This window comes from Micromonospora psammae (assembly GCF_036902725.1).
Lineage (GTDB): Bacteria > Actinomycetota > Actinomycetes > Mycobacteriales > Micromonosporaceae > Micromonospora.
Genome location: NZ_JBAKHM010000011.1, coordinates 1 through 14,280, shown reverse-complemented (window position 1 = coordinate 14,280; position 14,280 = coordinate 1). Strand labels below are relative to the sequence as shown.

Genomic DNA, 14,280 nt, shown 5'->3' with positions numbered 1-14,280 from the left:
TCCTTCGCGGGTCGACGGGCGATTCAGGAGGAGAGGCCGGCGGCGATCAGCAGGCGTCGCCAGTTGTCGGCGTACTCGCCTGCGTGCCGGCCCTTGCGCAGCCGCTGCTCGGGGGCGGCGGGACCGAGGACGACGGCCGTCAGCTCCGGGTAGCGGGGGCCGAGCACGTGTTCGTCGAAGAACGTGGCGACGTCGGGAGCGATGACGGTGAACTCGACGTCCTCGTCGGGATGCTCGTACTGGTAGACGTAGGCGCTGGACTCCATGTAGTACACGTCCAGGTCCTCCCGGTCGAGGTAGATCGGGTCACCGCCGCGGATCTCGGCGCGGAGGCCGGCGGGGACGCTGTCCATCTCGTACCCGACGATCAGCGGGCTGCCCATCGGGTCGCTCGGGTCGACCTCGTCCTCCGCCCAGGCCTGCGGGGTACGGATCTCCTTCGGCGCGTGGAACCGGAAGTTGTCGCCCTCCAGGCGCCGGAACAGGCTGTAGACCTCGGCGACGCCGGGCAGCTCGGCGATCGGCTCCAGCGGCGCCGGCCCGTCGATGCGGACGCCGAAGCCGTGCTCGGACTCGACCCGGGTGAGCAGCTCCAGCTTCTCGGCGATCCGGGCGAGGACGGCGGGGCCCGGCCGGGTCATGGCAGGACCTTCACGATGATCGGGGTGCCCTCGGGGACGTCGCGCAACGCCACGGAGATGTCACTGCCGATCTGGCGGTTGGTCCAGGCATCCATCAGCCTCAGGTTAGCGTATTCGTCCTTTCCGTCGAGTTGCAGCTCGTGGACGTGGTCCGGGTCCAACCCCTCGCCCCGGGCCCGGATCGGCCCTCGGCCGTCGTAGAGGCGGTCGACGAGTTCCTTGTTGGCCAGGTACTGGTTGGTCGTCCGGTCACCGTGCTGCTGGGTCAGCTGCTCGTTCTTCGTCAGCCGGCGGATCACCCGGTCCCGGAAGACGTTGGTGCGGGTTCGGGTGCCCGGCCTGGTTCCCCGGCCGCCCCGGTGGTAGACGTTGTTGGCCGTCCGGTCCGACTTCGCCTTGCTCAGCCGCCCCTCCTGGCCGAGCCGGACCAGGTCCTTGGCCTTGCGGTCGAAGTCCCGCTTGTCGAAATCCGGCCGGTTGCGCAGCACCAGCACCGCCGGGCCGTTCGGCGTGGTCCCGGCCGTCTTGGCGGTGCGGAACACGTCGGCGTTCTCCAGGTGCGCCGAGACGATCCGGGCACCCTTCGCCTGGGCCTGCCGGGGCGGGCTGGTCCGCTTCTTAGCCATTGAGCACCGTGTCCACGGCCATGCCGATGAGCTCGTCGACGATCAGGCCGGTGATCACCTTGAAGATCGGGATCTGGAGCAGGGACGCGCCGAAGGTGACCGCCGCCGTGGCGATCGCCTGGGCGATCTGGATCGCCAGCACCACGAGCTGGATGATCACGTTGATCTTCAGGGCGAGCACCACACCGGCGGCGGCCATCAGCCCGATCCCGATGACGCTCGCCGGGTTGGCGGCGTCGGCGATGTTCCGGGCCGCCGACTCCTTGTCGTTCCACTCACTGGCGAACGCGGTGAAGCTCTCTCCCCGATTGGTGTCGAGCACGGTCCGCGCCGCCGACTCCAGCTGGGCGACCGAGCCGTTGATCCGGTCGGCCATGCCGGTCCACTCGCCGGCGAGCCGGAAGATCGCGGTCTCGTCGGACTCCGGCCAGTCGTACCCGATCATGGAGAGCAGCGAGGCGAGTTCACCCGGCAGCGTCAGACCCACACCGGCCCCCTTCGTCGTCCGTCGGTGGCGGTTCAGCCACCCAGTGAGCCGAGGATCGAGCGGAACGAGGCGCTGACGCCCTCCTCGATCTCCCGGTAGCTCTCGGCCATCCCCTTCAGGCCGTCCGCGTAGCTCTCCAGCTCGGCGACGTTGGTGCTGAAGCACTCGGTGAGCGCCTCCAGGCAGGCCTGGTGTCCCACGCTCAACAGCATGCCGATCCCGTCGCCGCCGAAGGCGTCGGCGTAGCCGCCCGCCGCCGCCTGGAAGGCCTCGAACGCCTGGCGGACGCTCTCCTTGGCCTGGGCGAGCTGGTCCGCCCCCTGGCGCAGGGCGTCGATGTCCACATCGAGCGGTTCCACGGTCAACTCCGCTGCTGAAGCTTGCGCATGGTCTCGCTGATCGCGGTGCTGATCTCTCGCATCTGGCGCAGACTCTGGTCCTGGAGGCGCTCCACGGTGGCGGTCATCGCGGCCAGGTCGGGCATCGGCTCGGTGCCGGCGACCGCTTCGGCCTGGCCGTCGAGCGCCGCGTTCACCGCCCGCCGCAGCTCGTCGGCGAGGTACTCCGAGCCCTCCCGGAGCACCCGGGAATCGAGGTCGACCGCGCTGAGCCGACCGTCGACGCCGACCGTGACCCGGATCCGCCCGTCGGCGGCCTCGGCCACCGACTCGACCCGCTCCGGCGGGACCACGGTGCGGCTCACCTCCCGCAGCGCGGCGCGTGCCTCCGCCAGTTGCTGCTCCAGGGCGCTCTCGCCCAGCATGCCGCCTCCCCAGCCGAGCAGTGCCGAACCGGGCACCAGCCTAGCGACCCGGTGCGACCGTCGGGTCACCCTCCATCGGGGACCGTCAGCCGCGCAGGTGGCCGTCCCCGGTGACCACGTACTTCGTGGAGGTCAGCTCGGGCAGCCCCATCGGGCCGCGGGCGTGCAGCTTCTGCGTCGAGATGCCGATCTCGGCGCCGAAGCCGAACTCGCCGCCGTCGGTGAACCGGGTCGACGCGTTCACCATCACCGCCGCCGCGTCCACCCGGGCCACGAACTCCCGGGCCGCCGTCGCCGAGTCGGTGACGATGGCCTCGGTGTGGCCGGTGCCGTACCGCCGGATGTGCGCGACCGCCGCGTCGAGCGAGTCGACCACGGCGACAGAGATGTCCGCCGAGAGGTACTCGGTGGCGAAGTCCTCGTCGGTGGCCGGCACCACCGCGTCGGAGAACGTCGCCACCCGGGCGTCGCCGTGCACGGTGACCCCGGCCTCGGCGAAGGCGGCCAGCACCGCCGGCAGGAACGCCCCGGCGACCTCCGCGTGGACCAGCAGCGACTCGGCGGTGTTGCAGGTGGACAGGCGCTGGGTCTTCGCGTTCAGGGTGACCGCGACCGCCTTCGGCACGTCGGCGGCGGCGTCGACGTAAACGTGGCAGTTGCCCACCCCGGTCTCGATCACCGGCACCGTCGACTCCTCCACCACCGTGCGGATCAGCGACGCGCCGCCGCGCGGGATCAGCACGTCCACCAGGCCCCGGGCCCGCATCAGCTCCTTCACCGAGTCGCGGGAGCCGGCGTCGAGCAGCTGCACGGCGTCCGCCGGCAGGCCGGCGCCGGCGACCGCGTCGCGCAGCACCGCGACCAGCGCGGCGTTGGAGTGCGCCGCCGACGAGGAGCCGCGCAGCAGCGCCGCGTTGCCGGACTTCAGGCAGATCCCGGCGGCGTCCACGGTGACGTTGGGCCGCGCCTCGTAGATGATGCCGACCACCCCGAAGGGCACCCGGATCTGGCGGAGCTCCAGCCCGTTGGGCAGCGTCGAGCCGCGGACCACCTCGCCCACCGGGTCGGGCAGGGCGGCCATCTGCCGCAGCGCGTCGGCGATGCCGGCCACCCGGCCCGCGTCGAGGGCGAGCCGGTCCAGCACGGCCGCGCTCAGCCCGGCCGTCCGCCCGGCCGCCAGGTCCGCCTCGTTCGCGGTCAGGATCTCACCCGTACGCGCCACCAGCGCGTCGGCCATCGCGGCCAGCGCGGCGTCCTTGACCGTACGGGTGGCCACGGCCAGCTCCGCTGCGGCGTCCCGGGCCCGTCGCGCCTGCTCGACGACGCTCATGCTGCACTCCTCAGGTGTGGGAGGGCCCCTGCCGGCAGGGGCCCGGCTTACAGCAACACCAGGTCGTCGCGGTGGACGACCTCTCGTTCGTAGGCGGGGCCCAGGGCCGCGGCGAGTTCACCGGTGGAGCGGCCCAGCAGCCCGGGCAGCTCCACCGCGTCGTAGTTGACCAGCCCGCGGGCGACCGGGGCGCCCGCGGCGTCGACCAGGTCCACCGGGTCGCCGGCGGTGAACGCGCCGTCCACCGCGGTGATCCCGGCGGGCAGCAGCGACTTGCGCCGCCCCACCACGGCCTGCACCGCGCCCGGGTCCAGGTACAGCCGGCCCCGGGGCGAGGTGGCGTGGGCCAGCCAGAAGAGCCGGGCGGCCGGGCGCCGGTCGCTGGGGTGGAAGAAGGTGCCGACCGGCTCGCCGGCGAGCGCGGCGGCGGCCAGCGGCGCGGCGGTGAGCACCACCGGGATGCCGAAGCCGGTCGCGATGCGGGCCGCCTCGACCTTGGTGACCATGCCGCCGGTGCCGACCCCGGCCCGGCCGGCGCCGCCGATGTCGATGCCGGCCAGGTCGCGCTCGCCACGGACCTCGGTGATCCGGCTGCTGCCGGACCGGGTCGGGTCGCCGGTCCAGAGCGCGTCCACGTCGGAGAGGAGCACCAGCAGGTCGGCGTCGACCAGGGCGGCGACCAGCGCGGCCAGCCGGTCGTTGTCGCCGAACCGGATCTCCTCGGTGGCGACGGTGTCGTTCTCGTTGACCACCGGCACGGCCCGGAGGTCGAGCAGCTTGCGCAGCGTGCGGTACGCGTTGCGGTAGTGCGCCCGCCGGGTGACGTCGTCGACGGTCAGCAGCACCTGCCCGACGGTGAGCCGGTGCCGGGCGAAGCCGGCCGCGTACCGGCCGATCAGCAGGCCCTGCCCGACGCTGGCGGCGGCCTGCTGGGTGGCCAGGTCGCGGGGGCGCCGGGCCAGGCCGAGCGGGGCCAGGCCGGCGGCGATCGCGCCGGAGGAGACCAGCACCACCTCGCGGCCGTCGGCGGCGAGCGCGCCGAGGGCGTCCACCAGCGCGTCGACCCGCGTGTCGTCCAGACCACCGGCCGAGGTGGTCAGCGAGGACGACCCGATCTTGACGACGATCCGCCGGGCCGAGGTGACTGCGTCGCGCACCCGCCCATTCTGCGTGACCGATCCGGCCGCCCCCGGCAGCGTTCCCATATCGTGGCAGCTCGTGACGCCTGAGGAGTACGTGGAGGCGGTGCTCGCGCTGGTCGAGCGGATCCCGCCGGGCCGGGTGATGTCGTACGGGGCGGTGGCCGACGCCCTGGCCGAGCGCTCGGGTCGGGCCTCCGCCCGGCTGGTCGGGTCGATCATGGCCCGGCACGGTGGCGGGGTGCCCTGGCACCGGGTGGTGAACTCGGCCGGCCGGCTGCCGCCCGGACACGAGGTGGAGGCGCGGGCGCGGCTGCGCGCCGAGGGCTGCCCGCTGCGTCCCGCCGGGGTGGACATGACGGCGGCGAGTTGGTGGCCGGAAGAGGGGATGTGACCGGTGCCATAACGTGAGTAACATTCGGCCGCATGGACGCGCCCCCCGTACCAGCCGGCTCCCCGGTCACCGGAACGCCGGTCGTGGGCCCGCTGCCGCGCCGGGTGCACGCCGGATACGCGCTGGGCTCGCTGGCCACCGGCGCGTTCGGCACCGTGCCGGGGCTGCTGCTGCTGCCGTACCTCACCGACACCCTCGGCGTGGCCGCCGGGGTGGCGGCCCTGCTGGTGCTGCTGCCGAAGGCGTGGGACGTGCTGGTCAACCCGGTCGCCGGGCGGATCTCCGACCGGACCCGCTCCCGCTGGGGGCCCCGCCGGCCGTGGCTGCTCGGCGCCGGGCTGGCCCTCGCCGTCATCTTCGCCGCCATCTTCGCCGCGCCGTTCGGCAGCGGCCCGGCCGCCGGGGCGTACGTGGCGGTCGCCTTCCTGGCCACCGCCACCGCGTTCGCCTTCTTCCAGGTGCCGTACGTGGCGATGCCCGCCGAGCTGACCGACGACGGCGCGGAGCGTACCCGGCTGATGAGCTGGCGGATCGCGGTGCTGGCGCTGGCCATCCTGGTCTCCGGGGCGGTGGCCCCGATGGTGGTCGCCGCCGGCGGCGACGGGCTGGCCGGGCACCGGTGGATGGGCCTCTTCGTCGCCGCCCTGATCGGCCTCGGCGCGGTCGGCGCCTTCCTCGGCACCCGCTCCGCGCCGGTCGGCGCGGTCACGCAGACCGAGCCGACGCTGCGCGCCCAGCTCGCGGTGGCCGCCGGCAACCGACCGTTCCGGGCGCTGCTGGCCTGCTTCGTGATCCAGTCGGCGGGGGTGGCGACCATCCTGGCCGGCGTCAGCTACTTCGCCGACCAGATCCTGCGCGACCCGGCGAACGGCCCCACCCTGCTCTTCGCCTGCTTCGTCGGGCCGGCGCTGCTGGTGATGCCGCTCTGGACCCGGGTCGGCGCGCGGCTGGGCAAGCGCGCCGCACTGGTCGCCGCGTCGCTGCTGCTCGCCGCCGGAGCGCTGGCCCTGGTCGCCGCTCCGGTGCTGCCCGCCGCCGCGGTCTACGCGCTGGTCGCGCTGATCGGCATCGGGTACGCCGGCCAGCAGGTCTTCGCCCTCGCCCTGCTCCCCGACCGGGTGGCGGACGAGACCGCGCGTACCGGCCGCCGCCAGGCGGGCGTCTTCACCGGCCTCTGGACCGCCGGGGAGACCTTCGGCCTGGCCCTCGGGCCCGGCATCTACGGCCTGGTCCTCCAGCTCTCCGGCTACGTCTCCTCCGACACCGGCACCGCGGCCGCCCAACCCGACTCCGCCCGCCTCGGCGTCCTGCTCGGCTTCACCGTCCTCCCCGCCCTCCTGATCGCCCCCGCGACCCTCCTCCTCCGGCGCCGCCCCCCGTCCCCGCCGATCATGCGGTTCTCGTCCGAGAGAAACGCCGCTGATCGCCACGAGAAAGGCACCACAAGTCCATGATCGACGAAAACGGGGTGCCCGCGGAGCGGGTGCTGGCGGAGATTCGGGAGCTGCGGGCGCTGGACCGGCCAACGCACGGGGGGCGGTTGTTCGCCTACGTGTACGACCCGGGGGTGGCGGGGCTCGACGAGCTCGGGGCGGCCGCGTACGCGCTGAGCGCGCACGTCAACGGGCTCGACCCGACCGCCTTCCCGTCGCTGCTGGCGATGGAGAACGCGCTGGTCGGGGCCGCCGCCCGGCTGCTCGGCGGTGGCCCCGGCGGCACCGCCCCCGACGTGGTCGGCAGCGTCACCAGCGGCGGCACCGAATCGCTGATCCTGGCCGTGAAGGCGGCCCGGGACGCCCGGCCCGGGCTGGCCGAGCCGCGGATCGTGGTGCCGGCCAGCGCGCACGCCGCCTTCGCCAAGGCCGCCCACCTGCTCCGGGTCACCCTCGACACGGTCGCGGTCGACCCGGTCACCCTGCGCCCGTCGGCGGCCGACGTGGCCGCCGCGATCCGCCCGGAGACCGTGCTGGTGGCCTGCTCCGCCCCGTCGTACGCGCACGGCGTGGTCGACCCGGTCGCCGAGATCGCCGCCGCCGCGGCGGCGGCCGGGACCCGCTGCCACGTGGACGCCTGCTTCGGCGGTTGGACCCTGCCGTACCTGCGTCGGCTCGGCTCGCCGGTGCCGCCGTTCGACTTCACCGTCGCCGGGGTCACCTCGATCTCGGTGGACCTGCACAAGTACGCGTACGCCCCCAAGGGCGTCTCGGTGCTGCTGCACCGCGATCCGGCGCTGCGCGCCCCGCAGTACTTCGCGTACGCCGACTGGCCCGGGTACACGATGGTCAACCCGGTGCTCGCCTCCACCCGCTCCGGCGGCCCGATCGCCGCCGCGTACGCCACCCTGCGCCACCTCGGTGACGCCGGTTACCTGCGGCTGGCCGCCGCCACCCGGGACGCGGTCGCCGGTCTGGCCGACGCGGTGCGCGACGTCGACGGGCTGCGGCTGATGGCCGAACCCGAGTCCACGGTCGTCTGCTTCACCGCGACCGACCCGGAGCTGGACCTCTTCGTCCTGGTCGACGAGCTGACCGCCCGGGGCTGGCACACCCAGCCGCAGCTGAGGTACGCCGGCCTGCCGGCCAGCGTGCACCTGACGGTGACCGCCTCGGTGGCGCCCCGGGTGGCGGAGTTCGGGCCGGACCTGGCCGACGCGGTCGCCGCCGCCCGGGCGGCCGGGCCGGTGCGGCTGCCGGCGGAGCTGGTCGCGCTGGCGACCTCGCTGACCCCGGACGCGCTGACCCCGGAGCTGATCGCCGACCTCGCCGCCGGGCTGGGGCTCGGCGCCGGCCCCGGCCCGCTGCCGGGGCGGCTGGCCACGGTGAACGCCCTGCTCGACGCGGCACCGCCCGCGCTGCGGGAACGGCTGCTGGTGGAGTTCGTCGGCCTGCTGCAACGCCCGACGTGGTGACCGGCGGGGGTGGCCGCCGCCGGCCACCCCCGCCGACCCGTCACCGGTAGGCGATCGTGTCCTCGTTGTTGTCGACGTCCGGGTCCAGCAGGTTGTACCCACCCGGACCGGTCGCGGCGCCCCGCACCGCCGCCGTGCCCGGCGTCAGCCTGGCACCCGGGGGCAGCCGCACCCCGAGACGGACGACCAGCTCGCCCCCCGCCTCGACCGGGCCCAGGTCGCAGCTCAGCGGCGGCCGGTACCGCCCGGGGTCCGGGCCGCAGCCGGACCAGGCGGAGCCGTACGGCAGCAGGGCCACCGGCAGGTCGAGCGTGAGGGGCACCGCGTCGGCCCGCCGGTCCCCGAGGTTGCGGATCCGCACCTGGATCGCGCCGACCCGGGAGCCGTCGGTCGGGTCGTCGGCCAAGATCAGGTCCTTCGCGGTCACCGCCAGGTCAGTGGAGTACGGGTTCGGGCCGAACGAGGTCGGCCCCTCGACCTGCGTGAACCGCTCGCCGCTCCAGCGGTAGCCGCGCCACTGCCGTTGTGACCAGTCGCCCGGCCAGCCGCCGCCCGGCGCCAGGTCGGCGACCTGCACCCGGACGACGCCGTCGGCGCGCACGTCCAGCCCGGTCAACCACTGCGGCTGCTCGATGGTGCTCGCCGTGATCCGGCCGACCGTGACAATGCGGCCCGCGTCGTCCCGGTCGAACGCGACGGCCTGCTGGGGGCCACCGCTGCCCAGCGCGCACCGGATCAGCGCCACCGTCTCGGCCGCCCCGTCGCCGTCGACGTCGCCGGTCTCGACCTCCTCGATGGCGTTCGTCTTTTCCCGGGCGCTACCGGCCTCGGCGGCCAACCGGACCCCGTCCGTCGGGCAGGCCGGGCCGGGCCGCCACGCCGGCAGGTCGACGCGGGCGGCGGCCAGCTGCTGCCGGCTGATCCGCCCGTCCGGGGCCGTCCGGCTCGGGCTGGCGGTCGTCGGCGAGGGCGGCCCGGTCGGGTTCGGCGAGCCGCTGGGCGTGGGCGTCGGGCTCGCGCTCGGCGTGGGGCGTACCGGCTCGGGTGGTGGGCCGGAGCGGTCCAGGGCCGCGTACCCGACGGCGGGCCCGCCGAGCAGCGCCACCGCCGCCGCGGCGGCCGTGGCGAGATGGTGGCGCCGCCGGCGCCGTACCGTCCGACGGGCCTCCGCCGGCCCCGGCACCTCGACCTCGGCCAGCATCGTCTCGCGGTACCGGGTGAACTCCCCGGCAAGGTCGACGTTCCCCAACTCAGACATCTCCCACCTCCTCGGCGCTGTCGCGCAGGTGCGCGGCGAGCGCCGTTCGGCCCCGGTGCAACCAGGACTTGACCGTGCCCTCGGCGACCCGTTCCTGGGCGGCGATCTCGGCGACCGAGAGGTCGGCGAGATAGTGCAGCACCACGGCCCGGCGCTGCCGGTCCGGCAGCTTGGCCAACGCGGTGTCGATCGCCACCCGGTCCGGCGTCGGCCCGGCGACGTGCGTCTCCCGCTGCCGCAGCAGGTACGCCTGCGCGGTGCGCAGCCGTCGCCACCGGTTGTGGCCGAGGTTCCAGGCGACCCGCCGTACCCAGGCCAGCGGATCGTCGTAGCCGGCCACCCGGTCCCACCGCGCGAACGCCTTGCAGAAGGCCTCCTGCACCAGGTCCTGCGCATGGCCGCGGTCCCCGGTGTAGGCGGCGAGTTGAACGACCAGGCCCCGGAAGTGGGCGTGGTAGAAGTCGTCGAAGACCAGCTCGGACCGGTCGGGCGCCGCCTCCCGCAGGGGGTCCGGCGGCGGCTCGCCCACCCGCACGTCTTTCGTCACACTCATTCGTCCTCCCCGTGGCGGTCGCGGCGCCGTGCACCTCGACGAAGGTCAGACAACCGGACGGTGGGGAAGGTTGCGGGCTCCTGCCGTCGGACTCGGGCTGTTCCTCCGCGCGACCCCACTGTGCGGAGGGGGCGCGGCAGCTGTGATTGACTGTCCGTGAGGGTCAGGAAGGGGGCGGTCGTGCAGGTGCCGGCAGTGCTCGGCGAGCCGATCCGGTTCGTGCTGAACTGGGGCCGTCGCTACTCGCTCTGGGTGTTCAACTTCGGCCTGGCGTGCTGCGCGATCGAGTTCATCGCGACCAGCATGGGCCGGCACGACTTCATCCGGCTCGGCGTGATCCCGTTCGCGCACGGCCCCCGGCAGGCCGACCTGATGGTGGTCTCCGGCACGGTGACCGACAAGATGGCGCCGGCGATCAAGCGGCTCTACGACCAGATGCCCGAGCCGAAGTACGTGATCTCCTTCGGCTCCTGCTCCAACTGCGGCGGCCCGTACTGGGACTCGTACTCGGTGACCAAGGGGGTCGACCAGCTCATCCCGGTCGACGTCTACGTGCCCGGCTGCCCGCCCCGGCCGGAGGCGCTGCTGCACGGCATCCTCAGCCTCCAGGAGAAGATCGCCGCCGAGCAGTCGGGCGTCGGTGGGGTGCCCCGCCCCGACCCGCTCGCCGCGCCGACCGACGCCCCTCCCCGTGACGCCGCCGCCCCGCGCCCCGTCGAGTCGCTCACCGCCGCACCGGTACGCCCCCCGGCCGTCGACTGAAGACGGCCGCCACCCGGAGCTGGTCCGGGCGGCGGCCGCCATGTTCAGGTCAGCCGGCCTGCGCGGTGGTCCTCCACGTCGACGGCCGGACGCGGGTCGCGCCGGCTGATCCGGTCCGAGGGCCGTCGCCCGCTGCAACCGTGGTGTCGCGGCCCCCGCACGTGACCCGGACAGCATGATCGATGGATGGCCTCCCCGCCACCCCGTCGCGGCCCGTCGGCCGGGTGGGACCGATCGGTCGGACGAGGCCCCGAGGTGGCGGGCGGGGGCTAACCTGCGCTCCATGACCCAGCCCGCGGACCGGCGTTCCGCCTTCATCGTCGACGTGCTCACCGAGGAGTTCGGTGAGTCGATGGCGCTCGACCCGGCGGCGTTCCGCCGCAAGTTCCGCAAGATGGCGGCCTCCCCGTTCGCCTTCTACCGGGGCAGCGCGGCGCTCTTCTACGCCGACCAGCGCGGCGACTTCGCCGACGACGCGTTCCTCGACGAGCGGACCAGCCGGGTGTGGATCCACGGCGACCTGCACGCGGAGAACTTCGGCACCTACATGAACGCCTCCGGGCAGCTCGTCTTCAACGTCAACGACTTCGACGAGGCGTACGTCGGGCCGTTCTCCTGGGACCTGAAGCGCTTCGCCGCCAGCGTGGCGCTGCTCGGCTACGCGAAGGCTCTCTCCGACCGGGCGATCAGCGACCTGGTCGACGTCTTCGCCCGGTCGTACCTGGCCGAGCTGCGGGGGATCGCCACCGGTGGGGACGACGCGATCGGCTCGATCACGCTGGACACCGCCGACGGCGTGCTGCTCCGGGTGCTCCAGCAGGCCCGGCTGAACACCCGGGTCGAGCTGCTCGCCACGCAGACCACGATCGACAACTACGAACGCCGGTTCTCCCTGGCCGAGGGCGTCTTCGAGATCGACTCCGAGACCCGGGAGCGGGTCTGCGCCGCCTACCAGGACTACCTCGCCACCCGGCCGGAGTCCGCCCGGCGGCTGCGCCCGGTCGCCGCGGTCATCAAGGACGTGGTGCTGCGCAAGGGGGTGGGCATCGGCTCGGCCGGGCTGCCCTCGTACAACCTGCTGCTGGAGGGGCACACCCAGGCCCTGGAGAACGACGTCGTGCTCTACATGAAGCAGGCGCAGGTGCCCGCGGTGGCGCGGCACATCGACGACGAACGGGTCCGCGGCTACTTCCGGCACCAGGGGCACCGCACGGCCGAGTCGCAGCGGGCCCTCCAGGCGTACGCCGACCCGTGGCTGGGCTTCACCGAGCTGGACGGGGTCGGCCAACTGGTCGCCGAGATCTCCCCGTACGCGGCCGACCTGGAGTGGGCCGACGTCAACGAGGCGGAGGAGCTCAGCGGCGTGCTGTCGCACCTGGGTCGGGCGGTGGCCCGGATGCACTCGGTCGCCGACGACGAGTCCAGCCACGACCTGGTCGACTACTCCACGGAGGAGGCGATCGTCGCGGCGGTCGACGCCGACAGCGACGGCTTCGTCGCGCACCTGGTCGACTTCGCGCACGCGTACGGCGTCCGGACCCGGGAGGACCACCAGCTCTTCGTGGACCTGTTCCGCAACGGCCGGCTTCCCGGCATCTGAGCGGCCCGACGCGGCGGCTCAGGCGGTGAAGTCCAGCACCACCTTGATGTCGTCGCTGGCGTGGGTGTACGCGTCCAGGTACCCCGACACCGGCACCCGGCGGGTGACCAGCGCGTTCAGCCAGGACTGGTCGCCCTGGGCGAGCGCCTGGGCGGCCAGCTCCCAGTGCCGGCGGTTGGCGTTGACCGAGCCGAAGACGACGCTGTTCTCCAACACCATCGAGCGGCTGAACGCACCGGCGTCGAAGTCGATGGCCCGGCCGCCGCTGGAGACGCCGGTCAGGCAGACGATGCCGGTCGGCCCGACCTTGCACATCGCGTCCAGCACCACGACCGGGGCGCCGGTGCACTCCACCACCACGTCGGGTTGCAGATCCAACTCGGCCACCGGCACCGTGTGGTACGTCGCGCCGAGCCCCCGCACCAGGTCCGGCTTCGGCCCGGTGGTGTTCCGGTCGAGCACGTGCACGGTCAGGCCGCGCTGGGTGGCGAGCAGCGCGGCGAGCAGGCCGATCGGTCCGGCCCCGGTGATCAGCGCGGTCTGCGGCTGCCACAGGGCGCGGGCGCCGATCTGATCGATGTGGTCCCACGCCTTCGCCACCACGCTGGTCGGTTCCAGCAGCATCCCGACGGAGGCGAGGGCCGGGTCCAGCGGGACGGCGTACTTCGGCTGGATCCGCCACCGCTCCCGGGTGAAGCCGTGGAGGCCCTTGATGCCGTGCTCGGTGTACTGCCCGTTGCGGCACATGTCCCATTCGTCGACCGCGCAGTTCGGGCAGGGCACCGGGTCGGGGCGCCGCACCACGCCGGCGACCAGGTCGCCGGGTCGCAGGGTGCCGGTCGGGTCCTCCAGCACGCGGCCCAACGCCTCGTGCCCCAGCACGAGGCGGTCCTGGCCGGGCGGGGCCTCCCCGTAGGCGCCGGAGACGATCTCGAGGTCGGTGCCGCAGATCCCCACCGCCAGGGCTTCGACCAGGATCTCGCCCTCCTCGGTGGGAGGTTCCGGCCAGTCCTCGACCAGCCGCAGCGAATCGGGCATGCCGGGAGAGACAGTCACAGCTCGCACGCCCTCATCCTTCCCGGTCGGGCGGTCGCCCGCCGGGCAAAGCGGCAGATGCTTGCGCCGGGCGGCCCGACCCGGTCCCGGGCCGTCGGCCCTAGGATCAGCGGCATGACTCCGGAAGAGGTCGGCCAGCGGATGGCCGCGCTGCTCGCGCCGGTGGAGGCCACCGCGTCGGTCTCCGGCGGTCAGGGGTACGCCCGCGCCACCGTCGACGTACCCCCAGCGGCCTGGGCGGACGCGTTGCGCGCGGCGCGGGACGACGCCGAGCTGGGCTGCGACTTCTTCGACTGGCTCTCCGCCGTCGACGAGCTGGCCGCCGGCTTCGACGTGGTGGCGCACCTCTGGTCGACCACCCGCCGGCACGGGGTGCTGCTGCGCACCCGGGTGCCCCGCGAGTCGCCGATCGTGGCGTCGGTGGTCGACGTCTACCCCGGCGCCGCCTGGCACGAGCGGGAGACGTACGAGATGTTCGGCATCGACTTCGCCGGCCACGGCGACCTGGCGCCGTTGCTGCTGCCGCCGGAGTTCGAGGGGCATCCGCTGCGCAAGGAGTTCGTCCTCGCCTCCCGGGTGGCCAAGCCGTGGCCGGGCGCGAAGGAGCCGGGCGAGTCGGAGGCGGGCGGCGGTCGCCGCCAGATCCGGCCGCCGGGCGTGCCCGCACCCGGTGAGTGGGGCGGCACGCCCACCCCGGCCGGCGCGGCGGGGGTGGGCGAGGGCCCTCGCCCACCCCCGCCGCGCGGCCCGCCCCGGGAGCCCG

Annotated in this window: 16 protein-coding genes; 6 read left to right on the top strand and 10 right to left on the bottom strand. The window is 74.1% G+C overall.

The genetic code is table 11. From position 1 onward, the window contains the following. Window positions 1–23 precede the first annotated feature (23 nt). The 7 genes from V6U79_RS15195 to proB form a co-directional block, all read right to left on the bottom strand. Window positions 24–641, bottom strand: coding sequence for a hypothetical protein (locus V6U79_RS15195; protein WP_334615011.1), 618 nt, complete (start codon window positions 639–641; stop codon window positions 24–26). Further along, window positions 638–1,267, bottom strand: a complete 630-nt coding sequence (locus tag V6U79_RS15190) for a hypothetical protein (protein ID WP_334615010.1) — start codon at window positions 1,265–1,267, stop codon at window positions 638–640. Before V6U79_RS15190 ends, V6U79_RS15195 begins: the two co-directional genes overlap by 4 nt. Continuing rightward, on the bottom strand, window positions 1,260–1,754 hold the full coding sequence (locus tag V6U79_RS15185) for a WXG100 family type VII secretion target (RefSeq protein ID WP_334532787.1): 495 nt from the start codon (window positions 1,752–1,754) through the stop codon (window positions 1,260–1,262). The genes V6U79_RS15190 and V6U79_RS15185 overlap by 8 nt, the downstream gene beginning before the upstream one ends. Before the next feature lie 32 nt (window positions 1,755–1,786). Next, window positions 1,787–2,113, bottom strand: coding sequence for a hypothetical protein (locus tag V6U79_RS15180; protein ID WP_334615009.1), 327 nt, complete (start codon window positions 2,111–2,113; stop codon window positions 1,787–1,789). 2 nt (window positions 2,114–2,115) lie between these two features. Beyond that, window positions 2,116–2,517 (bottom strand): YbaB/EbfC family nucleoid-associated protein, encoded by a 402-nt coding sequence (locus V6U79_RS15175; protein WP_334532781.1) that lies wholly within the window; start codon window positions 2,515–2,517, stop codon window positions 2,116–2,118. Between the two features lie 85 nt (window positions 2,518–2,602). Beyond that, the gene (locus V6U79_RS15170) at window positions 2,603–3,847 is read right to left on the bottom strand and encodes a glutamate-5-semialdehyde dehydrogenase (protein ID WP_334532778.1); all 1,245 of its coding nucleotides are present in this window, start codon (window positions 3,845–3,847) and stop codon (window positions 2,603–2,605) included. A gap of 47 nt (window positions 3,848–3,894) precedes the next feature. Further along, window positions 3,895–5,052 carry a glutamate 5-kinase gene (proB, locus tag V6U79_RS15165; protein WP_442933384.1) on the bottom strand — a complete coding sequence of 386 codons (1,158 nt, stop codon included), beginning with the start codon at window positions 5,050–5,052 and terminating at the stop codon, window positions 3,895–3,897. 13 nt (window positions 5,053–5,065) lie between these two features. Between proB and V6U79_RS15160 the strand changes: the two genes are divergently transcribed. From V6U79_RS15160 to V6U79_RS15150, 3 genes are read left to right on the top strand one after another with little or no spacing between them, the layout of a single operon-like run. Further along, entirely contained in the window at window positions 5,066–5,380 is a 315-nt protein-coding gene (locus V6U79_RS15160) for an MGMT family protein (RefSeq protein ID WP_334532772.1), read from the top strand. A gap of 32 nt (window positions 5,381–5,412) precedes the next feature. Next, entirely contained in the window at window positions 5,413–6,834 is a 1,422-nt protein-coding gene (locus tag V6U79_RS15155; RefSeq protein ID WP_334615008.1) for an MFS transporter, read from the top strand. Then, entirely contained in the window at window positions 6,831–8,288 is a 1,458-nt protein-coding gene (locus V6U79_RS15150) for a pyridoxal phosphate-dependent decarboxylase family protein (protein ID WP_334615007.1), read from the top strand. Before V6U79_RS15155 ends, V6U79_RS15150 begins: the two co-directional genes overlap by 4 nt. Before the next feature lie 40 nt (window positions 8,289–8,328). Here the strand turns inward: V6U79_RS15150 and V6U79_RS15145 are convergent, their stop codons facing one another. Beyond that, window positions 8,329–9,546, bottom strand: a complete 1,218-nt coding sequence (locus tag V6U79_RS15145) for a hypothetical protein (protein WP_334615006.1) — start codon at window positions 9,544–9,546, stop codon at window positions 8,329–8,331. After that, entirely contained in the window at window positions 9,539–10,099 is a 561-nt protein-coding gene (locus tag V6U79_RS15140) for an RNA polymerase sigma factor (RefSeq protein ID WP_334615005.1), read from the bottom strand. The genes V6U79_RS15145 and V6U79_RS15140 overlap by 8 nt, the downstream gene beginning before the upstream one ends. A 180-nt stretch (window positions 10,100–10,279) precedes the next feature. Between V6U79_RS15140 and V6U79_RS15135 the strand changes: the two genes are divergently transcribed. After that, on the top strand, window positions 10,280–10,861 hold the full coding sequence (locus V6U79_RS15135) for an NADH-quinone oxidoreductase subunit B (protein WP_334532757.1): 582 nt from the start codon (window positions 10,280–10,282) through the stop codon (window positions 10,859–10,861). Window positions 10,862–11,144: 283 nt separating this feature from the next. After that, the gene (locus tag V6U79_RS15130; RefSeq protein WP_334615004.1) at window positions 11,145–12,461 is read left to right on the top strand and encodes a DUF2252 domain-containing protein; all 1,317 of its coding nucleotides are present in this window, start codon (window positions 11,145–11,147) and stop codon (window positions 12,459–12,461) included. 18 nt (window positions 12,462–12,479) lie between these two features. Here the strand turns inward: V6U79_RS15130 and V6U79_RS15125 are convergent, their stop codons facing one another. Then, window positions 12,480–13,526, bottom strand: coding sequence for a glucose 1-dehydrogenase (locus tag V6U79_RS15125; protein WP_334532752.1), 1,047 nt, complete (start codon window positions 13,524–13,526; stop codon window positions 12,480–12,482). A gap of 105 nt (window positions 13,527–13,631) precedes the next feature. On the opposite strand from V6U79_RS15125, the gene V6U79_RS15120 reads away from it, so the two are divergent. Continuing rightward, window positions 13,632–14,280 (top strand): NADH-quinone oxidoreductase subunit C (locus V6U79_RS15120; protein WP_334615003.1); only part of this gene is annotated, 649 nt, incomplete at its 3' end.

Bases quoted from the DNA above. Each gene is read 5' to 3' on its own strand.
- V6U79_RS15170 (WP_334532778.1), bottom strand. From the start codon at position 3,847: ATGAGCGTCGTCGAGCAGGCGCGACGGGCCCGGGACGCCGCAGCGGAG.
- V6U79_RS15150 (WP_334615007.1), top strand. From the start codon at position 6,831: ATGATCGACGAAAACGGGGTGCCCGCGGAGCGGGTGCTGGCGGAGATT.
- V6U79_RS15195 (WP_334615011.1), bottom strand. From the start codon at position 641: ATGACCCGGCCGGGCCCCGCCGTCCTCGCCCGGATCGCCGAGAAGCTG.
- proB (WP_442933384.1), bottom strand. From the start codon at position 5,052: ATGGGAACGCTGCCGGGGGCGGCCGGATCGGTCACGCAGAATGGGCGG.
- V6U79_RS15140 (WP_334615005.1), bottom strand. From the start codon at position 10,099: ATGAGTGTGACGAAAGACGTGCGGGTGGGCGAGCCGCCGCCGGACCCC.
- V6U79_RS15130 (WP_334615004.1), top strand. From the start codon at position 11,145: ATGACCCAGCCCGCGGACCGGCGTTCCGCCTTCATCGTCGACGTGCTC.
- V6U79_RS15175 (WP_334532781.1), bottom strand. From the start codon at position 2,517: ATGCTGGGCGAGAGCGCCCTGGAGCAGCAACTGGCGGAGGCACGCGCC.
- V6U79_RS15145 (WP_334615006.1), bottom strand. From the start codon at position 9,546: ATGTCTGAGTTGGGGAACGTCGACCTTGCCGGGGAGTTCACCCGGTAC.
- V6U79_RS15155 (WP_334615008.1), top strand. From the start codon at position 5,413: ATGGACGCGCCCCCCGTACCAGCCGGCTCCCCGGTCACCGGAACGCCG.
- V6U79_RS15190 (WP_334615010.1), bottom strand. From the start codon at position 1,267: ATGGCTAAGAAGCGGACCAGCCCGCCCCGGCAGGCCCAGGCGAAGGGT.